This window comes from Zunongwangia sp. HGR-M22, assembly GCF_027594425.1.
Classification (GTDB): domain Bacteria; phylum Bacteroidota; class Bacteroidia; order Flavobacteriales; family Flavobacteriaceae; genus Zunongwangia.
This window is the reverse complement of sequence record NZ_CP115159.1, coordinates 2,962,696-2,987,979: the sequence shown is the minus strand read 5'-3', so window position 1 is coordinate 2,987,979 and position 25,284 is coordinate 2,962,696. Positions and strand designations below refer to the sequence as shown.

Genomic DNA, 25,284 nt, shown 5'->3' with positions numbered 1-25,284 from the left:
CAAGTTTAACATTTTAAATTCTAGGTCTAGAATCTAGTTTCTAAAGTCTAAATTCTCAATACTCACGACCAATTAATGTAATACATCTAGTTCTAGTAATTTTGACGTTTTTTTCTGAATTTCTCTAAACTCCTCTTTATTTTCTTCTGTAATTGTCCGGTTCCAAATTGGGATCATTTCATCGAGTTTGGTCTTTATCTGAGGTTGTTTCAGTTTTTCTGGAAAAGCGATTTTAAGAACGTCGATCATAATATGCACTGCTGTTGAAGCTCCAGGTGATGCACCTAAAAGTGCTGTAATTTTTCCGTCTTTAGAATGAACCACATCGGTCCCAAATTCTAGCGTTCCTCCCTGTTCTTCATCTTTTTTGATAATTTGCACTCTTTGTCCCGCTACTTTTAATTCCCATTCATTTGATTTTGCATCTTTAACAAAATTCCGAAGTTCATTCATTCGGTCTTCATGATCCATTTTTATTTGTTCCAACAAATATTTGGTTAGCGGAATATTATGCCAGAAAACACCCCACATGGACGGGATATTTTTAAAATTGATCGATTTAGGTAAATCTAGATATGATCCTTCTTTTAAAAATTTGGTACTAAAACCTGCAAAAGGTCCAAAAAGCAATTGTTTTTTGCCATTAATGTAGCGCGTGTCTAAGTGTGGTGTAGACATTGGTGGAGCATCTGGTCCAGCTTTACTATATACTTTGGCATCATGTTTTGCAATTACTTCTTGATTTTTACAAAACAGCCACTGGCCGCTTACCGGAAATCCGCCGTAACCTTCTTTTTCTTCGATCTCTACTTTTTGGAGTAGGGGCAATGCACCACCGCCGGCACCAATAAATACGTGTTTGCTATCGTAGTAGGTTTTATAACCGGTTTTGTTGTATTTTACCTCTATTAGCCAATCATCTTTGCCATCTGGATCAATATCCAATACTTCATGATCTAAGAGAATTGGAACCTCAAATTCCTCCTTCAAGATGCGAAAAAATTCCTCGGTTAAATTTCCAAAATTAACTCCTGTTCCCAGTTCCATTCGAGTTCCTGCCATAGGCTCGCTATCGTTACGATCTTTCATTATTAGCGGAAACCACTTTTTTAAGTCTTCAGTTTGCTCAGAAAATTTCATTTCTGAGAACATAAAACTTTTGGTCATTTCTGCATGTCTTTTTTTAAGAAAATCGACATTGTCTTTTCCTGTAACCCAGCTATGATGAGGTATGGAATGAATAAAGTTTTTGGGATTTTTCAGCAACCCTTTTTCTAATAAGTAAGACCAGAATTGCTTTGATTGTTCGAATTGCTGAAATATTTGTTTGGCTTTAGAAATATCTATTTTGCCATCTTTATTTTCTGGAGTGTAATTGAGCTCACAAAATGCGGAATGTCCTGTTCCCGAATTATTCCAGGCTTCTGTACTTTCTTGAGCTACTTTTTTAAGACGTTCAAAAATAATAATCTTTGCATCGGGATCTATAATTTTGGTCATAAGCGCTAAAGTGGCACTCATTATTCCGCCTCCAACACAAATTAAATCATATTTTTCCTTAGGATTAGGTTTCGCAATCATATAAGCCTTTTTCTCAAAGTTAAAGAAAAGGCTAGCGAACAACTACTAAGGTTCTCTTAAAGCTTTTTAGCAATGTTTTCTAAAATGTCGAATAAAAAAAGCCGCTATAATGCGGCTTTAAATTTTCTATCTATTGCAATTAAGAATTGGATTGTTCGTTATCTGCTTCTATTTTGTCTTCTAATTTTTCTTCTGCGCGACGCTCTTTTAGAAAACTTTTTAGTTGCTTACCGTATTTAGATTTTCTAACGTTCTTTTCTAAAGAATTATAAATAGTGTCTAGATATTTAATATTGGCATCAAATACTTCAGATAGGGCTAGGTAAGGGGCTACCTCTAAATCTTTGTTATTAAGAGCAAAGTTTACGGTGTAAAGATATTTACGCTTTAAAAGACTTTCGTAGCGCTTATCTAGTTCTATAAGCTTATCATCATCTTCAGCTTTTTGAGCTTCAAAGTTTTCTTTAATAATATCCAGATTACTATCATTAAACCTGCTCATCATTTTACGGTATTCTGTAAGCTTTTCCTGATTCTGAGAACCGGTAATTTTGGCATCGGTTTCAAACTTTTCAAGGGAGGTTGTTATTTTGGTTTCTCCTTCATCAGCAAAGAAATCTAAGCGATCATCAAATTCAGAATTGTCAACTTTATTCAGGTATAAATACATCATTTGCGGGCTATCAATATTAGCCTGAAGCAAGAAATTAGAGTCTCCGTTGATTTCTACAGAATCTACGCTTACCAAAGCAGTGTCCTCGATCATTTGAAGAAATAGCGTACCTTTTTTAAGTCCTTTAATGTTTCCGGAAACTTTAAGATTGGTTTCTTTTTGGGAACAGGCGATAATGCTAAGAACAGTAAGTAAAAGTAAGCTAGTTTTTTTCATTGTATCTTGGTTTAAGCAAGGCAAATATCCTATATTTTTCTATTTTATCTTAATATTGAAGATTTAATTTTTTTTAATTATACCGAAGTTAAAATTATCTACTATCCTAACTTCCTGAAGCGATCTGCATTAGCATAGTACATAATATCGCTCCATAGGTTCCCACTACATATCCAAAAACAGCGAGAAGGACGCCAACCGTAGCTAATGATGGGTGGAATGCTGCCGCAACAACAGGAGCAGAAGCTGCGCCACCAACATTGGCCTGGCTGCCTACTGCAAGGAAAAAATATGGGGCTTTTATCAATTTAGCGGTTACTAATAAAATAAGTACATGTATACTCATCCAAACTAAACCTATTGCTATTAATCCAGGATTTTCGAATACTGCGCCAAGATCCATTTTCATACCAATGGTTGCCACTAGAACATAAATAAAAATGCTTCCTATTTTACTAGCACCGGCGCCTTCGTATTTTTTAAATTTAGTAAAAGAAAGTAGAATTCCAATAGCAGTAGCTATGGTGATCATCCAGAAAAATTCAGAAGAAAAAGAAGCGAGTGTACTTTTTTTATCCTGAAAAACATCAAAAGTACTTATTAGAAACCTTGAAATCTCGTCGGCACCAAAATGAGCTATTCCAACAGCACCAAAAGCTAGTGCCAGAATAATCATAAAATCGGGTAAACTGGGAATGCGTTTAACGCTTTCGGAATATGCTGAAACCTTATTTTTTAAATCAGTTATAGCAGAGTTATCGGCTTGCAGCCATTTGTCTATTCGGTCACTTTTGCCAACTCCTAAAAGCACGATGGCCATCCAAAGGTTAGCGACAACAATATCAACTAACACCATCCCACCGTACTTTTCTTGGTTGTATTGATAAATTTCTAACATTGCTGCCTGGTTTGCACCACCGCCAATCCAACTACCTGCCAGGGTAGAAAGTCCACGCCATGTAGCATCGAATCCTGCACCACCAACAGTTTCTGGTGATATTGCAGAAATTAATAATATAGCGATTGGGCCACCAATAATAATTCCTAAAGTAGCCGCAAAAAACATAATTAAAGCTTTTGGTCCCAAATTAAATATTGCTTTTAGATCAATACTTAAAGTCATTAAAACCAAAGAAGCCGGTAATAAATATCGACTAGCAACAAAGTAAAGGTTAGAAACCGACGCGTCTATAAGTCCGGCAGAATTTAGAATCGCCGGAATTAGATAGCACATCAAAACGCCAGGCACTATTTTATAGAACTTTGCCCAAAAACCAGTTTTGATCGACGAGGTATAAAAAACAAAACCAAGCGATAGCATTAATAAACCTAATACTACAGCATCATTAGTAAAAACCGGCATGTCTTCCATAAAATTAAGATTTGCAGGCAAAATACAAATTATATTCTACCTACATAATTTAGTTTTCAGTAGATAATTGGGGTTAAATAGTAATCCCGATATCGATAGCTATAGATATCGGGATAGCTTGAAATAGATTTATTAAAATAAAAAGCTTGCTTGCTTAGCCTTTATTTTATTCACAACAGATTATAAAGAAAATATTTCCTGAAGCATTTGTGCTACACCATCTTCTTTGCCGTGTCCGGTAATTTTTGCAGCAACGTCTTTAACTTCCTGTCTTGCATTAGAAACAGCAACGCCCATTCCTACGCCACCAACCATTTCTATATCATTATAATTGTCACCAAAAGCTATAGTTTCTTCCGTAGAGATTTTGTAATGATTATCTAATAAATATTGGATTGCAGAAAATTTAGAAATTTCCTTATTCGCAATTTCCAGGTAGTTATTGTTAGAGCGGTAAAAGTGTAGATCGTCGCTATAATTTTTAGATAAAAACTCGCTAATTTTATCGATTTTTGCCTCGTCGCCCATAGCCATAATCTTATGTGGTCCTTTGTTTTCTGAAGTCCATTTTTCGATCACTTCAGCATTTGGTTTTATTTGTGGCGCCACTTTGGTATTGTTTTCTTCGCGCTCTGCCCAAAAATCGGTTTGCGGAACATACCATTCATCATGGTGATATAAACTCAAGTGTACATCAAGATTATTTTCAGTATTAAATTGATGTATAGCTTTTAAAGCATCCATTGGGATTTCAACAGAGCTAATTGGTTGGTCGTTAACCAAAACGAGTCCGCCATTATAAGCAATTATTGGTGAATCTCTAATATCAAGTTCTTCCTGAAGGTGGTGCATTGCATCTGGCATTCTAGCCGAAATGAGCACTACGGGAAGTTTTTCTTTTACCTCTTTAATTATTTTTATGGTGAATGGTGATAATTCTCTTTCTTTATTTAAAAGTGTACCGTCAATGTCTGAAAAGACAATTTTATAATTCATTATTTTTCTTGATTTTTATTTTTAGGATGTCTCTTTGCTTCCTTTAAACATTTGCTAAGCATCCATTCGATCTGCCCATTGGTGCTTCGAAATTCATCTGAAGCCCATTTTTCAACAGCTTTTAGCATGTCTTCATCTACCCGTAATGCAAATGCCTTTTTCTTAGCCATATTTTATAATTCCTGAATGAATTTTGTAAGTGCGGGAATTAGATCTGGATGCACTATCAATTCTCCTTCTTCATTTTTCTTAGTTTCGGCTTCAGACTTTAAAATATGATTCATATTTTCCAAAAGTAATAATTCGGCATCACTTACCACACTTTTTAAGCCTTCGGCATCGTGAACATTTATCTGAATGTCTTTGTTGCCATTTACAATTAATATAGGGATGTCGAGTTTTTTAAGCTCTTTTTTAGGTTCGTATTTATCCCAGGTTTTTATAAAATGCTGAACCGATGGTCTAAAAATGCTCATCAAAAATGGATTTACTTTTTCTATAGTATCTTTTTCGTGTAATTGCTGAAAGTAAACTTTAGTGGTATCGCCATAGGCTGCCGATTGGTTGCTAATCTGCTCAATTAATTTTGTGCTCATTTTTTCTGAAGGCCCGGCAAGAGAAATAAATCCTGAAGCACGATCTTTAGCTGCGATCATCCCAACCAAAGAGCCTTGGCTGTGACCAATAACAACTATTTTGTTGTAATGAAGCGAATCCTTTAAATACTGTAATGCGGTTATGGCATCTTCAATAAAATTATCGAAAGAAAGATCAGCTTCGGTAAATTGTAGCTCCTGCATTCTAAAGATCCTTTTATCGTATCTATAGCTGGCAATATTATTTTCAGCTAAACCGTGCGCCAGCATTTCTAGACTGTGGTTTTGTAGCATAGGATTATTACCATCACGATCTGTTGGTCCCGACCCTGCAATGATTAAAGCAGCAGTTTCTGTTGTTTCAGAGGGTTGGCAAAGGGTGCCATGAACATATTTGTTTATTTTAATTTCTTTATCTTCAAATTGAGCAAAACAAAAATTAATGTTTAAAATCGATAATATTAATAGTATTTTTTTCATTGTTCTGAATTATTAAAATATCTACGAATTACTCGGTCTACATTATCTGGTTGCTGAGTGCCGATAAGAAAATAGCGTCCTTTTCTTGTTTTTAACTGAATTCCTTTGTTCCCTTTTACATTATAAGCCTTTGGTTTGTTTAAGCCGCGAATTCCCCAGCCCCCATATTCGGTAACAGGTTTGTATTTTCTAGTATGTGCTTTTTCAAGCTCTTTCCATGTAAAAGATTTTCGAGTAAATCTAAATGGACTAAACCAAACTTCAACTCCAGATTTGTCGATTCTTGTGCGCATTTTTACTAAAAAAATACCTACGCCAATTATTATCCCTATTGTTTTACTCACTATACTGAAGGTAGAGAATTGCTGTAGCGGTTTTTCATAAGAAAAAAAGTTTAGTAAAATTCCCAGGATGACTATTGTAAAGATTGCGATAAGCCACCACTGTGTAAATCGTTGCTCTTCTTTAAATACTCTCATATTTAATGGTTAAGTGTACCGGCATTTACAACGGGAGAGGCATCTTTATCGCCACAAAGAATCACCATTAGATTGCTTACCATGGCAGCACGGCGTTCTTCATCTAAATGCACGATCTCTTTTTTGCCTAATTCATCCAAAGCCATTTCTACCATACTTACAGCGCCTTCAACAATTTTATGTCGAGCGGCTACAATGGCCGTAGCTTGTTGTCTTTTAAGCATGGCACTGGCAATTTCGTTCGCATAAGCCAAATAACCGATACGGGACTCTAAAACTTCGATTCCGGCGATTTCCAGGCGTTCATCTAGTTCTTTTTCTAGTGCATCGCTCACTTCGTTAACACTACTTCTTAAGGTAATATCTTCATCTAAACCTTCATCGGCAAAATTATCGTAAGGATACATACTAGCCAGCTTTCTTACCGCTGCATCGGTTTGTACCACTACAAAATTTTCAAAATTATCAACATCAAAAGAGGCTTTGTAAGTATCATTTACACGCCAAACCAAGATAGTGCTTATCATCACCGGGTTTCCCAGTTTATCGTTTACTTTCAATCGTTCACTGTCAAAGTTTCTGGCACGTAACGAAATTTTCTTTTTAGTGTAAAAGGGATTTACCCAAAAAAGCCCATTCTTTTTTACAGTACCGCGATAATCTCCAAATAATAGAAGCACCCGTGATTCATTAGGATTCACTAAAATAAATCCCGGTGCAAGTAATATCGCTAAGAAAATCCCTAAAATAAACCATGGATTTTTGATAGCAATAAACCCTAAAATACTTCCGAGAAATAGAATTGCGAAGATGAAAAGCATGAAATAGCCATTCGATGGAGATGAAGATTTTTCTTGTGTCATTGGTAGTTTAATTTTTAATTGATATTAAAATGATATTACTAATATATTGAATTAAAACCAGTCACTTTAGATGTTTAACATTTAAATTACTTAAGCTTAGTTATATTTGCAGCAAAATTGAAACAGAATGAAAAGAGTATTGATTGTACTTTGCGCTTTATTAATTAGCAATCTTGGTTTGGCCAATGGTATAGAGTGGGGTAAAACAGGCCATAGAACTACTGGTGAAATTGCGCAAGTTCATTTAAACAGGAGGGCTAAGAAAGCAATTGATAAATTATTAAATGGGCATAGCCTTGCATTTGTAGCAAATCATGGTGATGACATTAAAAGTGATCCTTCTTATAGAAAATATAGCCCTTGGCATTACGTGAATATAGATCCAGAGGCAACCGAGTACGATATTGAACATGCTAGTGAAGATGGAGATCTTGTGGTGGGAATTAGAAAGTGTATTGAAGTTTTGGAAGATAAAAACGCAACCAGAGAAGATAAGCAGTTTCATTTAAAAATGCTTGTTCATTTTGTAGGAGATTTGCATCAGCCATTTCACGTTGGGCATGCTGCAGATTTAGGGGGCAATAGAGTTGATGTAGAATGGTTTGGAAAAAAGACCAATATCCACAGCGTTTGGGATAGCAAAATGATCGATTCTTACCAGATGAGTTATACTGAGCTTGCTGAAAATCGTGATGAATTAAGCAAAATGCAAATTAAGGTTATCGAGAGCGGAAACTTATTAGATTGGGTGCACGAAAGTAGGGATCTTGCGGAAGAATTATACAAATCTGTTGAAGAAGATAATGACCTTGGTTACAAATACATGTACCAGTGGTTTCCAACAATTAGACAACAATTACAAAAGGGCGGTATACGTTTAGCAAAGATTTTAAATGAAATTTATGGCTAATCCAAGATTTGCCTAAAAGTGAGGTTAATTCTTGGCGAAACTTGTTTTTTAGTTTTAGGAAGCTGATGTTTCCAATAGTGCTGAGTTTCACCTGCCATTATAAGTAAACTACCATGAGCTAAAACAAACTTTTGTTTTAGCTCTTTTTTTGTTTTATGCTGAAGATGAAACATCCTTTCTCCTCCTAAACTTACCGAGGCGATAATCGGATTTTTCCCCAGTTCTTTCTCATCATCGCTGTGCCAGCCCATGCTGTCTTGGCCATCGCGATATAAATTAGCTAGACAAATATTGAATTTTGAATCTGTCACTTCTTCAATCTTAACTTGTAATTGCTGAAGTACTTCAGGCAGAGGATTTGGTTTCATTATAATATTGGAATAGGAATAAGGCTTCTTGCCAAAAAGATTCGTCAATCTTGGTTGCATCATTTCTTTTCCAAAAATTTTAATGGGTTCCTGAATCCAGTCGGTTTCCGTATATAATTTTTCAAAAACCAAATTTGCAAACTCGGTTTCTATAAAATTAGTAATGTAAATTAATTTAGCCTGTGGAAGATTGATCTCTTCAGTCATTTTAAAATTTCAAATAAAACCATGCCCACCAAATTAATAAAAACTGTAGTGGAATGCGAAGAATTAATACCCATTTAGGTAAACCTGCTCCGGCTTCAGGAGAGGAAAGCATGTGAAAATGAACGGTGAAAAATATGAGCAACATTGCTATAATTCCGTAGATAGCATAGTTTTTTGTTAAGGCAAAACAAACACCTATTCCTAAAATAATCTCTGCAATACCGCTAAGATAGACCATGTTGAGGTGTGCCGGAATATAGGGAGGCATAATGTTTACATACATTTTTGGTTTTATAAAGTGATTAATACCTGCTATAGCATACATGAAACCCATTAAATATAAATGCCACGGATAATGCATAAAAGTTCTTTTTTTTTAAATAGATAATAAATTTACGGTAGTTTGACTAAGTTTTTGTCGAGTTTAGCTTATTTTTTTTGGTAATTGGCTTAAATCGTGTAATTTTCGATGCTATTATTTTTAATTCTCCATCTGGCTTGATTAGTAAAATATTCATCTTAGGATTATTAACAAATCTGGTATTTCTTCGGATGGATGCTCAGGTGAGTAATGATAGCCTTGAAAATCTGCTAAATACATCTGTCCAATATTTGGATAATCACAATTACCATAAAGGCATCCAATCTGCGATGAATATTATAGGATTAGCAGGAGATAATAATTATTACCTGTATCATGCCCATAATAATTTAGGAACGGCTTACGAAGAGCTAAGAGATACAACTAGAGCTAAATCCCATTATAAAAAGTCTTTAAAGTATGCTACCGCAGCAAATGATGATACTTTATTGATGTGGGCCTTTAATAATTTAGGGAATATCTATTCAGAATCTAATAGAGATTATCAAAAAGGAATCGCTTATTACAATAGAGTAATAGATCTTGCTATCAAGTTGGATAATAAAGAAGAGCTGATAGCGCCAAACATTAATATTGCCTGGACGTATCTTGATAAAAATCAATCTTCTAAAGCGAAAAAATATTTAGATAATGCCACGAAAATCCTGAAAAATAGGCCGTTGTCTTATATAAACGCCGATGTTAATACGCTGTATGGAAGGTATTTCTTAGCATTAAATGAAGTTGACTCTGCAAGGGTTTATTTTGAGAATTCAGTAGAAATTGTAGATCGTGATAGTTTAGAATATGAGGGAGCAGAAGCTTATAAATGGTACGCTGAGATGCTTTTTAGAAATGGAAATTACAAAGAAGCCTTTTCAGCTTTAAAAAAACAAAATAAATATGAGTCTATCGTTTCTGATTATCAAAAGACTACTCAAATACAAGCAGCTAATGCAAGATTCGATGTAAATCAATATCAAAAAAATCTAGAACTGGTTAAAAAAGATAAGCAATACCAACAAAAAATTATCGAGAAGTCTAACGAAAAGCTTATTCTACTTGTGGTTGCTGCCATTGTTTTATCCATAATCCTAATATTTCTATATAAAATTAATAGTTCGCGGAAAATATTGATTGACGAGCTGAAAGAAAAAAATCTTGAATTACAAAAATCGAAGGAAGCTTCTGAGCGTTTATCAAACCTAAAAACGCAATTCTTTTCCACTGTAAGCCACGAGCTTCGAACGCCGCTCTACGGTGTTATTGGTTTAACTACTTTATTGTTAGAGGACAAGAGTTTAAAGGATCATAAAAACGATCTTAAATCGCTAAAGTTCTCTGCAGACTATCTTTTGGCTTTAATAAACGATGTATTGCAAATAAATAAAATGGAATCTAAGGAAGCGAAATTAGAATACATTTCTTTTCATTTAGGCGATTTGCTGGAAAGCATTAATAAAACACTAGAATTTACCAGGATTCAGAATAAAAATACCATACATCTTAAAATTGATCAAGATGTCCCTCAATTCTTAATAGGAGACTCGGTAAGATTATCCCAAATAATGGTAAATTTAATGGGGAATGCTCTAAAGTTTACCGAAAGAGGCAATATTTGGGTTCGGGTAAAATGCCTAAGTGCAACATCAGAGCAATGCAAACTTAGATTTGAGATAGAGGACGATGGTATAGGAATACCGCAAAGCAAACAAAAGGAAATTTTTCAGGAATTCTCTCAAATAAAACCTGCCAATTACAATTATCAGGGTACAGGTTTAGGTTTACCCATTGTAAAAAAGATGCTCAAATTATTTGAATCTGATATTCATTTAAATAGTATTGAAAACAAAGGTTCTAATTTTAGTTTTGAGATCTATTTACAAATCGATAAAGAAAAAGTAGTTTTACCTCAGCTTGAAATAAATAACGCAAACAATTCTATACCGGAAGAAATGCAAAAAGACTTAAAAAGCCGTATTCTAATTGTAGATGATAATCGCATTAATCAAATCGTTACCAAAAGAATTTTAGAGCAGAAAAACTTTGAATGCGAAATTGCTCAAAATGGAAATGAAGCGGTAGAGAAAGTTAGAAATGGCAATTTTGATCTTATTTTGATGGATGTAAATATGCCAGGAATAACCGGGATGGAAGCTACTCGTAAAATTCGTGAATTTAATGAGGTTATTCCGGTAATAGCATTAACAGCTGTAGAAGTCGAAGAATTTAGAGAAGAAATACATAGCGCAGGAATGAATGACATTATTATAAAACCTTACGATACACAAAAATTTTATCAGGTGGTTTATAGAAATATTCTGCCAGTAACTTTATAGCGTACTTTTCACTTTTCTGGAAAATTTGTAAAGAAATAAAAAAGCGTTGCTCTATTAAAGCAACGCTTTTTGAATATTCTTAAAGCGAAAAATTATTTCACCATATCAAAACTACGCTTAATAAAGTTAGTCAATTCTTCCCCTTTTAGGAGGTTTTGTGAAAGCCTCGCAAGGTCTAAAGATTGCTTAATTAGACGTTGCTGAGTTTCTTCATCTGCACCTAAAATTTCAGAAGTTAATGGGTGGTTTGTATTTACCACAAGATTGTACATCTCTGGCATGTTACCCATTCCAAACATACCGCCACCACCGGTTTGTTGCATTTCTTTCATTCTACGCATAAACTCTGGTTGCGTGATAATAAGTGGCGCAGCATTACTATCCATCGCTTCCATCTGGATGGTATATTTTTCTTTAGGTACTACTTTTTCAAAGTCACCTTTTAATTTCTCTTTTTCATCATCGGATAATTTAGAGATTTTCTCTTCATCCGTTTTGATGAGGTTATCTACATGATCAGAATCTACTCTGGTGAACGTAATTTTTTCTTCTGAAGATTCTAATTTCTGCAATAGGTGAGAAATAATAGGAGAATCTAATAACAATACTTTATAACCTTTGTCTTTCGCAGCCTGTATGTAGCTGTGTTGCTCATTTTGATTAGAAGCATATAGAACTACTAAATTACCGTCCTTATCGGTTTGGTTATCTTTAATAGTTTCTTTCAATTCTTCAAAAGTATAATACTCGTTATCGATTGTTGGGTAAAGAGCAAATTTCTGCGCTTTTTCGTAAAATTTATCTTCCGTAAGCATACCATATTCGATAACTACTTTGATATCATTCCATTTTTCTTGGAAATCTTCACGATTATTGTTGAACAGTGATTTCAGTTTATCAGCAACTTTTCTTGTGATATAGCTTGAAATTTTCTTCACTGCACCATCTGCCTGAAGATAAGAACGAGATACGTTTAAAGGAATGTCTGGCGAATCAATAACTCCGCGTAACATGGTTAAAAATTCAGGGACAATACCTTCAACATTATCGGTTACAAAAACCTGATTTTGGTAAAGCTGAATTTTATCTTTTTGAACGCTCATATCCTGAGTCATCTTAGGGAAATAAAGAATCCCGGTAAGATTAAATGGATAGTCTACATTTAAGTGAATATGGAATAAAGGATCCTCGAATTGCATTGGATACAATTCACGATAAAAATTGTTATAATCCTTTTCTTCTAATTCTGTAGGCTGCTTTGTCCAGGCTGGATTTGGATTGTTGATGATATTATCAACTGTCTTTGTTTCTGGCTTAGCATCTTCTGGTGCATCATCAGGAAGCGGAAGTGTTTCTTCTTTGGTTCCAAAACGAATTGGAATAGGCATAAACTTGTTATACTTCACCAAAAGCTCTTCAATTCTATTATCTTCTAAAAATTCTTCGTCTTCTTCGTTTACATGAAGAATAATTTCTGTTCCGCGTTCTTGCTTATCAGAATCTTCTAAGGTAAACTGGGTAGTTCCCTCACACGTCCAATGTGCTGCAGGTTCATCCTTGTAAGATTTTGTTATAATTTCTACTTTATGGGCAACCATAAATGCCGAGTAGAAACCAAGTCCAAAATGGCCGATAATTCCGCTATCTTTTGCAGAATCTTTATATTTTTCTAAGAATTCTTCAGCACCAGAGAAAGCTACTTCGTTAATATACTTTTCAACTTCCTCTTTAGTCATACCAATACCCTGATCGGTAATGAGTATTTTCTTGTTCTCTTTATCAACCTTAATGTCAATTACAGGATTCCCGTAATCAACGTCGGTTTCACCAATGTTTGTTAGGTGCTTTAATTTTAGTGTTGCATCGGTAGCGTTAGAAATTAACTCTCTCAGGAAAATTTCGTGATCGCTGTAAAGAAACTTCTTAATCAGCGGGAAAATGTTATCTACAGATACATTAATCTTTCCAGTTGCCATATATTTTTAGTTTTTAGTGTCAAATACAATTGCTATTAACCAAAAAAAATACCATTACGTATTTGCTGTCAACATGGCATAAGACTTGCAGTATTATAAACACTAAAATGTCTAAGTGATTGAATTTCAAAAATAAGAACTAATATTTTTAACAAACATTTTGTTTAACAAATATGTATTTAAGTTAAACAATTAATATCTTTGATAAGAGAAAAAGGAAATTATGGCAACGACAAAGAAAGCAACTACAGCAAAAAAGAAACTAGATTCGCATAAGCTTATAAGTATGTATATGGATTATGTGCTAGAAAACGAGCATGCGCCAAAAACGGTATATAAGTTTTGTAAGGAAAATGGAATTGCAGAGGAAGAATTTTATAATTTCTACGGAAGTTTTGAAGGCTTAGAAAAAGGAATTTGGGAAGCTTTTTATCTAAATACTATTAACGTTATCGAAAAGAGCCCAGAATATCCTGGTTTTTCGAATCGTGAAAAAATGCTAACCTTTTATTACACCTTTTTTGAAGTACTAACGGCGAATAGAAGTTATGTGATCTTCACGTTGAAGAAGGAAACAACCCGAATGAAAAATTTGGAGCAATTAAAAGGTTTACGAAAAAATGTAAAGTCTTTTGCTAAAGGTTTAATTCAGGATGACAATAAAGAAAAGTCTTTAAAATTTTTACAACAACCTGAAGAAGTATTTTCTGAAGCAGCGTGGATCCAATTACTTTTCCTACTAAAGTTCTGGATGGACGACAATTCCGCACAATTTGAAAGTACAGATGTGGCAATCGAAAAATCTGTAAATACAGTATTCGATGTTTTTGATAATTCTCCACTAGAAAGAGTGGTAGATTTTGGTAAATTCCTATACAAGGAAAGAATGGTAAAATAGACCCTTCAAAAATTGCTATGAAAAAGGCCGAAAGGTCACAAAGAAAAGATTAGATGAAATCGATAGATAAAATTCCCACAGGAAAAATCGGCAGAACCAGTAAGTTGGTTCAAACCGGGGCCAAAATCGGCGGTAATTATATTAAATATTATAGTAAAAAAGCATTCAATAAAGATTTAACGAGAGACGATCTTGATAGAGATAATGCAAGCGATATTTATGATGGATTAAAAAGTTTAAAAGGCAGTGCATTAAAGGTTGCACAAATGCTTTCTATGGAGAAAAGTTTGCTGCCTAGTGCTTATGTTGAGAAATTTAGTCTATCACAATTCAGTGTTCCACCACTTTCAGCTCCGTTAGTGCGCAAAACCTTCAAAAAGTATAACGGTAATTATCCCGAGGAATTGTACGATCAATTTACTATGGAATCGGTAAATGCTGCGAGCATAGGGCAGGTGCATCAGGCTACTAAAGACGGTAAGAAACTGGCCGTTAAAATTCAGTATCCAGGTGTAGCAGATAGTATTAGCTCAGATTTAGCGATGGTGAAACCGATTGCTACTAGAATGTTTAATTTACAAGGACAGGATTCTGAAAAATATTTTAAAGAAGTTGAAGGGAAATTACTAGAAGAAACAGATTATATTCTAGAAGTAAAGCAGAGTAAAGAAATTTCTGAAGCTTGTGCCCACATTCCAAATTTAAAATTCCCAAAATATTACGAAGAATTATCCAGCGAGCGAATTATTTCGATGGACTGGATGGACGGAAAGCACCTAAGTGAATTTGCTAAAGAAAACAAAGATCAAGACAAGGCAAATAAAGTAGGGCAGGCATTATGGGATTTTTATATGTTTCAAATGCATGGCTTAAAAGAAGTACATGCCGATCCTCATCCTGGTAATTTTTTGGTGGATCGAGAAGGTAATTTAATTGCCATCGATTTTGGATGTATAAAAAAAGTACCCGACGATTTCTATGTTCCGTACTTTGAATTAGCGAAAAAAGAAAATATCAATAATCCTGAATTTTTTAACGAGAAACTATATGAGTTGGAAATTTTAAGAAAAGATGATACTGAAAACGAGATTAAGTATTTCTCTGAGTTATTTCATCAAATGTTGAATTTATTTACAAGTCCTTTTCACTCTGAAACTTTTGATTTTTCTACTGAAGAATTTTGGGATTCAATTACAAAACTGAGCGAAAAATATAGCAAAGATGAACAGCTAAGAAAAATGAACGGAAATCGTGGTAGTAAGCATTTTCTATACATTAACCGGACTTTCTTCGGTTTATATAATTTGCTTCACGACCTAGAAGCAAAGGTTGAAATTAACAATTTCCGAAGTTATTTATAAGCAAGTTTTGATTTATTGGTTAGGTTGAAAAGCGTAATTCATTATTTGGAATTACGCTTTTCTTATTAAAAAAGCCTTCTGAAACTTCAGAAGGCTTTGTAAAATTTGAGTTAGTTTTATCTAATCTTTAATTTCCTCATCACCGGATTTTAGATCCGTTTTCGGTTTATTTTTTACGTATTTTTCTAACCACTGGTCTTGTTCCCAAAGCACATGTAGTACCGATTCTTTGGCGCTATAGCCATGACTTTCCTTAGGTAACATTACTAATCTTGCAGTTGCTCCAAGTCCTTTTAGTGCATTAAAATAACGCTCGCTTTGCATTGGATAGGTACCCGAGTTATTATCGGCTTCTCCATGAATCAATAAAAGTGGCGTTTTCATTTTATCAGCATGCATAAATGGTGACATCGTGTAATAAACTTCTGGAGCTTCCCAGTAATTACGTTCTTCACTTTGGAAACCAAAAGGCGTTAAAGTTCTATTGTAAGCACCACTTCTTGCAATTCCGGCGGCAAAAAGATCAGAATGTGATAAAAGATTAGCCACCATAAAAGCTCCATAGCTATGCCCACCAACAGCAACGCGATTGGGATCGATATACCCCATTTCATCTACGGCATCTATTGCAGCAGCAGCATTATCTACCAATTGCTTTCTAAAGGTATCATTGGGTTGTTCGTCACCTTCACCTATAATTGGGAATGCTGCATCATCCAAAACTGCATAACCACGGTTTACCCAATAGATAGGAGAGCCGTAATAGGGATAAGTAAAATCGTTAGCATTGCTGGTGTTTTGGGAAGCCGAATTTTTATCCTTGTATTCACGAGGATAGGCCCACATGATCATTGGTAGTTTTTCAGGATTTTCTTTATCATAACCTGCCGGTAAATATAAGGTTCCGTTTAATTCTAATCCATCTTCACGTTGGTAAGTGATCACCTCCTTACTTACATCTTCTAAACTTTTAAAAGGATTGTTGAAATTAGTAATCTGTTTTAAATCAGCTTTCTTTTTAATGTTTCTAATGTAATAATTAGGATATTCCGTCGAAGCTTCAATTCGTACTAAGATTTTTCCTTTGTCCATGTCTAAAGCTTCAACTATGCTCTCTTTTTTATCTTCGAAAGTTGATTGGTATAGTCGGTCAGTTTTTCCATTTTCAAGATCAATTTTGTCGATAAATGGATATTGCCCTTTATCAGAAAAGCCATCACCAATTAAGTAGGCATCTTTATCATCGAGTTCTAAAACATATCTTCCAAAATTATTCTTATGCGTTACAAAACTTCCGGGATCACTGTATACATCTTGATAATTTCTATCAAAAAGAATTTTTGGATCTTCGTTGTTGGTTGATGGATCAATTAAATATGTTTTTCTATTTCTGGTATTCCACCAGTAATCCATCGCGATAGCGGTTTTATTATCACCCCACATTATACCGCTATAACGATTAATCGTTTTCAAGAATGCTTTTCCTTCTCCTTTAAAAGGAGCTTCTAGCATAAAAACCTGGTCACGATGATCTACTTCAACTTCTGGATCACCGCCATCTAAAGCCATGGCATAAATTAAGGTTGCTGGTTTATCTGCTCGCCAGTTCAGGCTTCTGCGACCTTCTTGTGTAGACATGAAACCTTGTGGTAAATCTTCTAAAAGAGGTACATCATTAACCATATTTACTAAACTAGCATCATTCTTATAAATATTGGTTTCAGTAGGAAATCTATAATAAGGAACCAGATAAGAAAATGGTTTCTTTATATGGCTAACCATAACAAATTCGCCATCTGGAGAGAAACTAATATCATCATACATCTTAGCCGTCATCCATTCCGATTGATTTCCATTTAGATCTATCTTGAATAAACTGGAGCGTGCTAATTGTTCAAAATTATATTCATCATTAGGATCTTTAAGCAAATCTTGATAAGTTCGATTTTGTGCTTCTTTACCATCACTAACGCTAACTGTTGGGCCTGTAGGTACAGCCAGTGTTTCGTCTATCAGATCTTTGCGATCTTCAGGCAACATCTTTGCAAGAATTGCTTCGCTATCTTTAAACCAATTGATGGTGTTTCCCATGTTTGCATTTAAAGTAGCATCGGTAAGCTTTTTTGCTGTTGCAGATTTTATATCGATAACCCATAGCTCTACTCCGCTATCCGTTGTTTGCGTGAAAGCAAGTTTTTTTTCGTCTGGTGACCAGCTTAGATTGGCTATTCTTGGATTTTCTGGTAAACCTTTTACATCTGTAGGTTTGTTGTTTGTTATAGGTTTTATTTTTATATTGTTGTAATACCGTTCCCGGCTACTAATACTGGTTACAGGGTTAATTCTTAATCCACCAAGACGTAGTTCCTTCTCGCTAAGCTCTGCAATAGTTTTATATTGATCGCGATAAAGAAACAGCATTAAATCACCTTTACTGTTTATGTAGCTTCCTGGTGCTAAGGGTACATCAACTAAATCTAAAATAGGTTTTGGTGGTTTTTGATAGGTTAGGTTTTCCTGCGCATAATTGCTGAAAATTGAAGCAGCAAAACACAGCAAATAAACAATGACTTGTTTTTTCATTTATTGGGTTTTATAATATTTGTTGTGCTAAGATAAGATAATCTATAAAATGTTAATCTTTACTATATTGCAGATGTAAAAATTTAGATATTTGCTAAATTTAAGAGTGTAAATTTTAATAATTTAAAAATAAACTGAATGTATCAGTCTAAAATTGCTGGATTAGGAAAATACGTGCCAGAGAATGTAGTTACTAATGAAGATCTGTCCAAAATTATGGATACGAACGATGCGTGGATACAGGAGCGTACCGGTATAAAAGAGAGACGACATATAAGGAAAGGCGATGGAAATACTACCGCAGGTATGGGAGCTAAGGCAGCAAAGATAGCCTTAGAAAGGGCCAATATTAGCAAAGATGATATAGACTTAATTGTTTTTGCTACGTTAAGTCCAGATTATTATTTCCCGGGATGTGGAGTACAGATCCAAGAGATGTTAGATATTCACACGTGTCCTGCTTTAGATGTTCGTAACCAATGTAGTGGTTTTATATACGGCCTCTCGGTTGCCGACCAGTTTATCAAAACCGGGATGTATAAAAATGTACTTTTAATTGGAAGCGAAAATCATAGTGGAGGATTAGATTTTACAACTCGAGGTCGATCGGTTTCTGTGATTTTTGGAGATGGAGCAGGAGCAGCGGTACTAACAAGAAGTGATCATGTGGGACAAGGTGTATTATCTACGCATTTGCATTCTGAAGGTAAACATGCGCTCGAATTGAGTTTGAAGGCACCAAGTACCAATCATTGGGTTCCGGAAATTATTGCTGAAAATCCGCAAGAAGATATTCCTTACTATCCTTATATGAATGGTCAGTTTGTATTTAAAAATGCAGTTGTTCGATTTTCTGAAGTTATTTTGGAAGGTTTAAAAGCAAATGGTCTGGATGTTAAAGATATCGATATGTTAATTCCGCATCAGGCGAACCTTCGAATTTCTCAGTTTATTCAGCAGAAATTTAAATTGAGTGATGATCAGGTATATAACAATATTCAGAAATACGGAAATACAACCGCAGCATCTATTCCAATTGCGCTAACAGAAGCGTGGGAAGAAGGAAAAATTAAAGAAGGCGATACCATTGTTTTAGCTGCATTTGGTAGTGGATTTACCTGGGCTAGTGCCGTAATCGAATGGTAGTAACTTAGAATAGAAAAAATAAAAAGCGGCTTTAAGCCGCTTTTTATTTTTATTTTAATGATTTAAAGAATCTATATATACAAATAACACCAGCCGCAACAAAACCAATAGCGATGGCGAACTGGATTTCATATCTCTGATAATTTTCGTATAAACTTATAACCCGGTATGCGCCATATCCAAGGGAGAAAATACCAATTGCCAAATATGCATAATTTCGCCTGCTTGAGGGAACTTTATTTCCTTTACTAATGCTCTGCAACATCGTTTGGAAATGTCGCTTTCACTATAGCAGCAGCTTCGTTATAATGACTTTTTATCACGAAAAGCTGAACCTGTCCCGGTATTCCACCACCAAAACCTGCTCTCAATCCAGATTCCATATCATTTCTTACGCGATTAGAGATTCCAGATTTTTTAAATAGTTCTTGTAAATATTGAACATTTACTTCACTTCCTGTATAAACTCTATCGTATGTTTCTTCAGTACTCATAATTTTCAGTTTAAGAATTCTAAAATACGAAGATTACTAATCTTTACAGGATAATTTAATTAGAGTTTAACGTTCTTGAATGATAAGCTAAGCATTATAATATTTGCTTTCCCAGATGGTTTCGCTAAAATTTTTACCTTTTTTAAAGCCATAAAATATAGCAAGACCGCCAACCCATTTAAATACAAAAAATAGAATCATTAAAAATTCGCTAAGGCTTTGTTCGCCAGCATGAAAAAACAGCTTATCCGGTATTAAAAAGGTGATTGCCAAGCTTAGCACTAACATTGAAAAAATGAAGTTTTCTAGTTTTTTAAAAGGCCACATTAATAATTTTCTAAAAGGATGAAGGTCGTTGCCCCATTTATGAACCAAGTAATAATACTCATTGCCCATGGGCGCCATTAATAGAGGATCGTCAGCATTATCCAATTTAAAAAGGTGAGCCGGTGCAATAATTCTAAATCCTTTTAAGCTGGTTTTATGATCATTTTCCAGTTTTCTAATAGCCATTATAGCATCGTAAGGAATTTTGGCTTTAAAATATTTAGAACTCAAAAATCGTAATCGATAATTAACGCATATCTTTTCAATATCGCTTATATGAAAAATGCGATTGGTTTCAAGAAGATCAAAATTGAAAAAATTGATATCCTCTGCATTACCACCATTTTCTATTTTATGTAGGATAGCGGTTTCAATTTTATCGTTTTCCTTGAAAATAGAATGGATTTCCTGAAGAAAATGATCCTCTTTTTTTCGTTTATTTCTGGATTTTAGAAGTTGTTTTTCAATGTTAGTTCGGGGTAAGTTCATCATCATCAATCACTTTACATGAGCTACTAAATTATACATTATCAGTGTAAATACCAATCCTGTAAATGTTAATTCAGAATTTATGTTTCGGGAATTTTTTTCTTTACGTTTCTAAATGCCTGTTAAATTTATGTCTAAATTTTACTAAAAGTTTTTGATAGACCGTTGAAAGCTGGTATTATGCGCAAAAATTTTTAAATTATGAAATTACTTAAGTGGTCAGGATTTCTTATAACCATCCTTTTATTTGCAAGTTGCGGTGGTAGTAAATCTTCAGAAGTTGGTGAGAATCCAAAAGATTTGAAAAGTTACAATACCTATGCATTTTTGCCCAACCAAAATAAAATCACCACACCGGGTTATAACAATGAAGAAATTAATTATGAGATTGTAAATACGGTGAATGAAAACATGAAAGACGAAGGTTATCGCTATGAAAAAGATCAACCAAGCGTTTTAATTTATGTTCATACCATGTTCGACGATAAAGTTGAGGTGAACGCAGATCCTGTTTATACTAGCTATTCGTATTATCGTCCCGATTTTTATATTGGTGATTATTACAAGCCTTTTATGTATAAAGATTATTATACTATTCAACGAATTACAGGAGATAATATCGACCAAATTCCTTATAAATCAAAAACTATTGTGATCGATTTTATAAACCGAAAAAACAATAAAATTATATGGAGAGGTACAACCGATGAAGTAGAAATTACTGATCGTCGCACGGCACGCGCTGTTAGAAATTATGTAGATAAAATTTTCAAACAATTTCCGTAGTCACTTCAACATACACTGAAAAAACAAAGGCTGAAATTCGATAATTTCAGCCTTTGTTTTTATAACATTTTTCTTCGGAATTTATCTGATATATTCAACTTTTTAATTACTCTGAACTTGATTTGATTTTATGATGTATGCCCATTTTCAATAAGATAAAAATTAATAAAGCCGAACACCTTGTTTTGAAAAATTGATTCTAATAGAATCTTACCAGGTGTCCGGCTGCGGAAAAAACATCTAAACAAACAGTTCGACGCAATTGTAAATGTAAATGCTGTTTAATTTCCTTATTTATTCAATTTTTAATGCTGAAAACGCTAAATCTTTAGATATAATCTGATGCTTCAGACTTTTAATCTGTTTAAAATGATACTGAAGTCGATTTTTAAAAAGAGAATGTGCCTCTAAATATGTTGTTTCACATTCTATATCATCACATTCCCTGATTTTCGAAACTCTGTTTTTATAAAATAAACACGTGCGTAGATGAAATTTGTTTTGTTCTATTTGCTCATTTATACATGATAGTATTGAGTTTATTTTACTTTTTTTATCTACCGATTTTAAACAGTTATGATCTTGTAAATATGATTTATAGAGTACAAGTTCAAAATTGATAATTTCAAGTTTTTGAAGCCAGTCATACACATGTTCTTCAATTACAGCGATATTATTTTCATCACTGTTTTCAGGTTCATATTTCATAAGACAACTTTAAATTTCGAATTTCAGCTTTTATTTTCAGCATTAATGTTTAAGGGAAAATTCCACGTTGTTGGTAAGCCGTTTCAATTCTTGATATGGCTAGCATATAAGCAGCAGTTCTCCAATCGATATTTTTTTCTTCTACTTCACGCTGTATACGTCTAAAGTTTTCTGAAAGTTTTTTCTCCAGTTTACTCATACTTTCTTCCAGATCCCATAATTCTCCGTTACGGTTTTGGAGCCATTCAAAATAACTGGAAATTACTCCGCCTGAATTACAAAAAATGTCTGGAATAATAGTAACATTATTTCTTAGTAGAATAGTTTCACCTTCGCTATCGGTTGGGCCATTGGCACCTTCTAATACGAGAGGCGCTTTTATTTTTTCGGCAACAGTAGCTGTGATTTGATTTCCCAGTGCTGCCGGAATAATCATATCACATTCTAAACCAAAGAAATCTTCTGGTGGTATAGAAACCGCATCTGGATAATCTGCAATAGAACCTTTTCTTGGATTAGAATGTGCCGCTAAGCCTTCTACATCGATCCCGTCTTTTTTGCATAAAGTTGCATGAGCATCCTGTACGGCTAATAAGCTAGCGCCTTCTTTAAGCATAAAATGTGACGCCCAATAACCAACATTACCAAATCCCTGAACAATAAATGTTTTTCCTTCTAAAGTTTCTCCTTTACTTTCCAGGTAAAGTTTTGCTGAAAGGAAAACGCCAAAACCGGTAGCGCGATCTCGGCCTTCCAAACCACCAACTCCTAGAGGTTTACCAGTAACAATATGACGGTTATGGGAACGCTCTGCAGTTGGAATGGTAGACATATAGGTGTCTGCAATCCAGGCCATCGTTTGTGCGTTTGTATTAATATCAGGAGCAGGGATATCATGTTCTGGCCCAATATTTTCTCCCAGCGCATAGGTAAATCTTCGTGTAATACGTTCTAATTCTCCAATAGAATATGTTCTGGGATCTATTTCGATACCGCCTTTAGCACCCCCAAAAGGCAGGCCTGCAAGAGAAGTTTTCCAGGTCATCCACATGGCTAAAGCCCTTGCAGCATCGATATCTACGGTATCGTGATAACGCAAACCACCTTTATATGGTCCCAGGGCATTATTATGTTGCACTCGATAACCGGTAAAAACTTCTATACTGCCGTCGTCCATTTTTACAGGGAAGTGTACTATAATTTCACTATTAGAGATCGAAAGGATCTTTCTAATATTAGTATTTAACTCCATACGGTCTGCAGTTTTATTAAACTGGCTCATGACCGTAGTGTGCATAGATTGTTTTTTTGTTTTTTCCTTTTTCATAAGATTTATTTGCACCGCCAAAGGGCATAATACCCCGAGGCTTGGCTTGAAATTAAAAATTTGTTTCCAACGAATGCCTCGAGGGCTTGCCCCGAGGTAGTTTACTTAAAATGTTCACAAAACAACTTTCTGTGGTTTTGCCACGAACAATTCTTTTGATGATCGCAATTAAAGCAAAGCCCCTTAAGCATCTCCTGGGTTAAGAGGCTGCCTAAAGAAATTTTTGAAGCCGACTTATTTTTGGTACGATTGGTTTTCATAACTATTGAGGTTCGTCTATACCTAAAAGTCAAATGCTGTACCCAAAAAAGGAAAGTTTTATCTTAAATTGTTATAGTATTGAATTTGAGGTTTTTATAAATTTTAAAAATATTTATTTTTTAAAATTTACCGGGCATTTTACCCCTGCTAGGGAATTATGTACCACCTCCTATTTTAATTTATTTCGAAGTGTTTTTCGATCTATTTTAAGAATTGCGGCTGCCTTTGTTTTGTTTTGATCGGTATAGGCTAAAACCTTCAGGATATATTCTTTCTCAACTTCTTCTAAAGATTTAAAACTAGCATCGTAAGAACCAATATCGTATTTAAAATGTTCCGGAAGCTGTTCTGAAATAATTTCATCATCGCTTAAAATAATAGCACGCTGAATGATATTTTCTAATTCTCTTACATTGCCCGGCCAGTCATAATTTTGTAGTAATTCTAATGCTTTGTCACTAAGTTTAGTCCTTTTTCCATATTCTGAACCGTATTTTCGTAAAAAATTATTTGCCAGATATACAATATCGTCTTTGTGTGAACGCAGTGGCGGCGTACATATATTTACAACATTTAATCGGTAATAAAGATCTTCCCGAAACTTCCCGATCTTAACCATTTTATAAAGATCACTATTAGTCGCCGCAATAATGCGAATATCTATTTTCTTGGCATTCTGCTCGCCAATACGCTGTACTTCTTTTTCCTGAAGAACTCTTAGCAGCCTGGTTTGAACTTTCATCGGGGCATTACCAATTTCATCTAAGAAAATTGTGCCTTTATCTGCCGCCTGAAAAAAACCTTGCCTATTTTCTAAAGCCCCAGTAAATGAACCTTTGGTGTAACCAAATAATTCGGCTTCCAGTAAATCTTCAGGAATACCGCCACAATTCACTGCGATAAACGGCTGTGCAGCAAACCTGCCTTTGTAATGAATCGCCCGGGCGATAAGCTCTTTTCCCGTTCCGCTTTCACCTTGTATAAGTACCGTTGCTTTGTTGTCTTTAACCCGTTCTATAAGATCGATAAGCTTTTGCATTGGTTCAGAATTACCAATAATCCCAGCATAAGAAATACTGTTATTAGCTAACGAATCTCTTGTTGCTTCCTGTAAGTTTTGGGGTAAAGCTTTTGCTACTGCACTTTTTAATTCTTCTGTGGTAAATGGCTTAATAAGATAATCTACAGCTCCAGATTTCATCGCTTCTAAAGCTCCGTCTATAGAAGGGAAACCAGTAATGACCAATGTTGGTAATTTAGGGTAGTGGTCTAATACATATTTTATTAATGCAATCCCATCTACCTGTGGCATTTGCAAATCTGTAATTATTAGATCAATGCGACTATATTTTAGAATGTTTATAGCTTCTAATACGTTGGAAGCTTTATAGGCATGAAAGTTTTGATCGTGGAGTTGCCTTTGCAACAATTCTAACATATCGAAATCGTCATCAACGATTAAAATATTGGCCTTTTTATATGTCATA

At 34.6% G+C, this 25,284-nt stretch carries 23 protein-coding genes; 6 read left to right on the top strand and 17 right to left on the bottom strand.

Annotation, left to right across the window (positions count from 1 at the left end; genetic code table 11):
* Positions 1-72: 72 nt before the first annotated feature.
* The 8 genes from mqo to PBT91_RS12880 all read right to left on the bottom strand — a co-directional run bounded on the left by mqo (position 73) and on the right by PBT91_RS12880 (position 7,256).
* Positions 73-1,581 carry a malate dehydrogenase (quinone) gene (gene mqo / locus PBT91_RS12915; RefSeq protein WP_270058882.1) on the bottom strand — a complete coding sequence of 503 codons (1,509 nt, stop codon included), beginning with the start codon at positions 1,579-1,581 and terminating at the stop codon, positions 73-75.
* 139 nt (positions 1,582-1,720) lie between these two features.
* Positions 1,721-2,470, bottom strand: coding sequence for a DUF4369 domain-containing protein (locus PBT91_RS12910; RefSeq protein ID WP_270058881.1), 750 nt, complete (start codon positions 2,468-2,470; stop codon positions 1,721-1,723).
* A gap of 106 nt (positions 2,471-2,576) precedes the next feature.
* Entirely contained in the window at positions 2,577-3,842 is a 1,266-nt protein-coding gene (locus PBT91_RS12905; RefSeq protein WP_270058880.1) for a DUF819 family protein, read from the bottom strand.
* A 180-nt stretch (positions 3,843-4,022) separates the two neighbouring features.
* Entirely contained in the window at positions 4,023-4,838 is an 816-nt protein-coding gene (locus PBT91_RS12900) for an HAD family hydrolase (protein WP_270058879.1), read from the bottom strand.
* Positions 4,838-5,008, bottom strand: coding sequence for an Arc family DNA binding domain-containing protein (locus tag PBT91_RS12895; protein WP_270058878.1), 171 nt, complete (start codon positions 5,006-5,008; stop codon positions 4,838-4,840). The genes PBT91_RS12900 and PBT91_RS12895 overlap by 1 nt, the downstream gene beginning before the upstream one ends.
* 3 nt (positions 5,009-5,011) lie before the next feature.
* Positions 5,012-5,914 (bottom strand): alpha/beta hydrolase, encoded by a 903-nt coding sequence (locus PBT91_RS12890; RefSeq protein ID WP_270058877.1) that lies wholly within the window; start codon positions 5,912-5,914, stop codon positions 5,012-5,014.
* Entirely contained in the window at positions 5,911-6,393 is a 483-nt protein-coding gene (locus tag PBT91_RS12885; RefSeq protein WP_270058876.1) for a hypothetical protein, read from the bottom strand. Before PBT91_RS12885 ends, PBT91_RS12890 begins: the two co-directional genes overlap by 4 nt.
* A 2-nt stretch (positions 6,394-6,395) precedes the next feature.
* Positions 6,396-7,256 (bottom strand): SPFH domain-containing protein, encoded by an 861-nt coding sequence (locus PBT91_RS12880; RefSeq protein WP_270058875.1) that lies wholly within the window; start codon positions 7,254-7,256, stop codon positions 6,396-6,398.
* A 127-nt stretch (positions 7,257-7,383) separates the two neighbouring features.
* On the opposite strand from PBT91_RS12880, the gene PBT91_RS12875 reads away from it, so the two are divergent.
* Positions 7,384-8,166 carry a S1/P1 nuclease gene (locus tag PBT91_RS12875; RefSeq protein WP_270058874.1) on the top strand — a complete coding sequence of 261 codons (783 nt, stop codon included), beginning with the start codon at positions 7,384-7,386 and terminating at the stop codon, positions 8,164-8,166.
* On the opposite strand, the gene PBT91_RS12870 is transcribed toward PBT91_RS12875, so the two are convergent.
* On the bottom strand, positions 8,163-8,741 hold the full coding sequence (locus PBT91_RS12870) for an alpha-ketoglutarate-dependent dioxygenase AlkB family protein (protein ID WP_270058873.1): 579 nt from the start codon (positions 8,739-8,741) through the stop codon (positions 8,163-8,165). The genes PBT91_RS12875 and PBT91_RS12870 overlap by 4 nt on opposite strands.
* Before the next feature lies 1 nt (position 8,742).
* The gene (locus tag PBT91_RS12865; RefSeq protein ID WP_270058872.1) at positions 8,743-9,102 is read right to left on the bottom strand and encodes a DoxX family protein; all 360 of its coding nucleotides are present in this window, start codon (positions 9,100-9,102) and stop codon (positions 8,743-8,745) included.
* A gap of 77 nt (positions 9,103-9,179) precedes the next feature.
* Between PBT91_RS12865 and PBT91_RS12860 the strand changes: the two genes are divergently transcribed.
* The gene (locus PBT91_RS12860; RefSeq protein WP_270058871.1) at positions 9,180-11,441 is read left to right on the top strand and encodes a tetratricopeptide repeat-containing hybrid sensor histidine kinase/response regulator; all 2,262 of its coding nucleotides are present in this window, start codon (positions 9,180-9,182) and stop codon (positions 11,439-11,441) included.
* Between the two features lie 92 nt (positions 11,442-11,533).
* On the opposite strand, the gene htpG is transcribed toward PBT91_RS12860, so the two are convergent.
* Entirely contained in the window at positions 11,534-13,417 is a 1,884-nt protein-coding gene (gene htpG / locus PBT91_RS12855) for a molecular chaperone HtpG (RefSeq protein ID WP_270058870.1), read from the bottom strand.
* 223 nt (positions 13,418-13,640) lie between these two features.
* Between htpG and PBT91_RS12850 the strand changes: the two genes are divergently transcribed.
* Complete coding sequence (locus tag PBT91_RS12850) at positions 13,641-14,315, top strand: TetR family transcriptional regulator C-terminal domain-containing protein (RefSeq protein ID WP_270058869.1); 675 nt, start codon at positions 13,641-13,643, stop codon at positions 14,313-14,315.
* A gap of 53 nt (positions 14,316-14,368) precedes the next feature.
* The gene (locus tag PBT91_RS12845) at positions 14,369-15,676 is read left to right on the top strand and encodes an ABC1 kinase family protein (RefSeq protein ID WP_270058868.1); all 1,308 of its coding nucleotides are present in this window, start codon (positions 14,369-14,371) and stop codon (positions 15,674-15,676) included.
* A gap of 120 nt (positions 15,677-15,796) precedes the next feature.
* Here the strand turns inward: PBT91_RS12845 and PBT91_RS12840 are convergent, their stop codons facing one another.
* Positions 15,797-18,259 (bottom strand): alpha/beta hydrolase family protein, encoded by a 2,463-nt coding sequence (locus PBT91_RS12840; RefSeq protein WP_270058867.1) that lies wholly within the window; start codon positions 18,257-18,259, stop codon positions 15,797-15,799.
* A 138-nt stretch (positions 18,260-18,397) separates the two neighbouring features.
* Between PBT91_RS12840 and PBT91_RS12835 the strand changes: the two genes are divergently transcribed.
* Positions 18,398-19,405 carry a 3-oxoacyl-ACP synthase III family protein gene (locus PBT91_RS12835; RefSeq protein ID WP_270058866.1) on the top strand — a complete coding sequence of 336 codons (1,008 nt, stop codon included), beginning with the start codon at positions 18,398-18,400 and terminating at the stop codon, positions 19,403-19,405.
* A gap of 248 nt (positions 19,406-19,653) precedes the next feature.
* Here the strand turns inward: PBT91_RS12835 and PBT91_RS12830 are convergent, their stop codons facing one another.
* Positions 19,654-19,899: a putative signal transducing protein gene (locus PBT91_RS12830; RefSeq protein WP_270058865.1), complete on the bottom strand. Its 246-nt coding sequence runs from the start codon at positions 19,897-19,899 to the stop codon at positions 19,654-19,656.
* Positions 19,900-19,986: 87 nt separating this feature from the next.
* Positions 19,987-20,721 carry a hypothetical protein gene (locus tag PBT91_RS12825; RefSeq protein WP_270058864.1) on the bottom strand — a complete coding sequence of 245 codons (735 nt, stop codon included), beginning with the start codon at positions 20,719-20,721 and terminating at the stop codon, positions 19,987-19,989.
* Positions 20,722-20,916: 195 nt separating this feature from the next.
* On the opposite strand from PBT91_RS12825, the gene PBT91_RS12820 reads away from it, so the two are divergent.
* Complete coding sequence (locus PBT91_RS12820; protein ID WP_270058863.1) at positions 20,917-21,501, top strand: DUF4136 domain-containing protein; 585 nt, start codon at positions 20,917-20,919, stop codon at positions 21,499-21,501.
* Positions 21,502-21,795: 294 nt separating this feature from the next.
* Here the strand turns inward: PBT91_RS12820 and PBT91_RS12815 are convergent, their stop codons facing one another.
* The 3 genes from PBT91_RS12815 to PBT91_RS12805 form a co-directional block, all read right to left on the bottom strand.
* Complete coding sequence (locus tag PBT91_RS12815; RefSeq protein ID WP_270058862.1) at positions 21,796-22,209, bottom strand: hypothetical protein; 414 nt, start codon at positions 22,207-22,209, stop codon at positions 21,796-21,798.
* Between the two features lie 49 nt (positions 22,210-22,258).
* Positions 22,259-23,536, bottom strand: coding sequence for a Glu/Leu/Phe/Val family dehydrogenase (locus PBT91_RS12810; protein WP_270058861.1), 1,278 nt, complete (start codon positions 23,534-23,536; stop codon positions 22,259-22,261).
* 430 nt (positions 23,537-23,966) lie between these two features.
* Positions 23,967-25,283 carry a sigma-54-dependent transcriptional regulator gene (locus PBT91_RS12805; RefSeq protein ID WP_270058860.1) on the bottom strand — a complete coding sequence of 439 codons (1,317 nt, stop codon included), beginning with the start codon at positions 25,281-25,283 and terminating at the stop codon, positions 23,967-23,969.
* Position 25,284 lies beyond the last annotated feature (1 nt).

What these genes read in the sequence shown, in the direction of transcription:
- PBT91_RS12870 (WP_270058873.1), bottom strand. Translation starts at nt 8,741, where the DNA reads ATGACTGAAGAGATCAATCTTCCACAGGCTAAATTAATTTACATTACT.
- PBT91_RS12815 (WP_270058862.1), bottom strand. Translation starts at nt 22,209, where the DNA reads ATGAAATATGAACCTGAAAACAGTGATGAAAATAATATCGCTGTAATT.
- PBT91_RS12820 (WP_270058863.1), top strand. Translation starts at nt 20,917, where the DNA reads ATGAAATTACTTAAGTGGTCAGGATTTCTTATAACCATCCTTTTATTT.
- PBT91_RS12890 (WP_270058877.1), bottom strand. Translation starts at nt 5,914, where the DNA reads ATGAAAAAAATACTATTAATATTATCGATTTTAAACATTAATTTTTGT.
- PBT91_RS12805 (WP_270058860.1), bottom strand. Translation starts at nt 25,283, where the DNA reads ATGACATATAAAAAGGCCAATATTTTAATCGTTGATGACGATTTCGAT.
- PBT91_RS12850 (WP_270058869.1), top strand. Translation starts at nt 13,641, where the DNA reads ATGGCAACGACAAAGAAAGCAACTACAGCAAAAAAGAAACTAGATTCG.
- PBT91_RS12910 (WP_270058881.1), bottom strand. Translation starts at nt 2,470, where the DNA reads ATGAAAAAAACTAGCTTACTTTTACTTACTGTTCTTAGCATTATCGCC.
- PBT91_RS12825 (WP_270058864.1), bottom strand. Translation starts at nt 20,721, where the DNA reads ATGATGATGAACTTACCCCGAACTAACATTGAAAAACAACTTCTAAAA.
- PBT91_RS12865 (WP_270058872.1), bottom strand. Translation starts at nt 9,102, where the DNA reads ATGCATTATCCGTGGCATTTATATTTAATGGGTTTCATGTATGCTATA.
- PBT91_RS12840 (WP_270058867.1), bottom strand. Translation starts at nt 18,259, where the DNA reads ATGAAAAAACAAGTCATTGTTTATTTGCTGTGTTTTGCTGCTTCAATT.
- PBT91_RS12845 (WP_270058868.1), top strand. Translation starts at nt 14,369, where the DNA reads ATGAAATCGATAGATAAAATTCCCACAGGAAAAATCGGCAGAACCAGT.
- PBT91_RS12810 (WP_270058861.1), bottom strand. Translation starts at nt 23,536, where the DNA reads ATGAAAAAGGAAAAAACAAAAAAACAATCTATGCACACTACGGTCATG.
- PBT91_RS12900 (WP_270058879.1), bottom strand. Translation starts at nt 4,838, where the DNA reads ATGAATTATAAAATTGTCTTTTCAGACATTGACGGTACACTTTTAAAT.
- mqo (WP_270058882.1), bottom strand. Translation starts at nt 1,581, where the DNA reads ATGATTGCGAAACCTAATCCTAAGGAAAAATATGATTTAATTTGTGTT.
- PBT91_RS12875 (WP_270058874.1), top strand. Translation starts at nt 7,384, where the DNA reads ATGAAAAGAGTATTGATTGTACTTTGCGCTTTATTAATTAGCAATCTT.
- PBT91_RS12880 (WP_270058875.1), bottom strand. Translation starts at nt 7,256, where the DNA reads ATGACACAAGAAAAATCTTCATCTCCATCGAATGGCTATTTCATGCTT.
- PBT91_RS12835 (WP_270058866.1), top strand. Translation starts at nt 18,398, where the DNA reads ATGTATCAGTCTAAAATTGCTGGATTAGGAAAATACGTGCCAGAGAAT.
- PBT91_RS12895 (WP_270058878.1), bottom strand. Translation starts at nt 5,008, where the DNA reads ATGGCTAAGAAAAAGGCATTTGCATTACGGGTAGATGAAGACATGCTA.
- PBT91_RS12885 (WP_270058876.1), bottom strand. Translation starts at nt 6,393, where the DNA reads ATGAGAGTATTTAAAGAAGAGCAACGATTTACACAGTGGTGGCTTATC.
- PBT91_RS12905 (WP_270058880.1), bottom strand. Translation starts at nt 3,842, where the DNA reads ATGGAAGACATGCCGGTTTTTACTAATGATGCTGTAGTATTAGGTTTA.
- PBT91_RS12830 (WP_270058865.1), bottom strand. Translation starts at nt 19,899, where the DNA reads ATGAGTACTGAAGAAACATACGATAGAGTTTATACAGGAAGTGAAGTA.
- htpG (WP_270058870.1), bottom strand. Translation starts at nt 13,417, where the DNA reads ATGGCAACTGGAAAGATTAATGTATCTGTAGATAACATTTTCCCGCTG.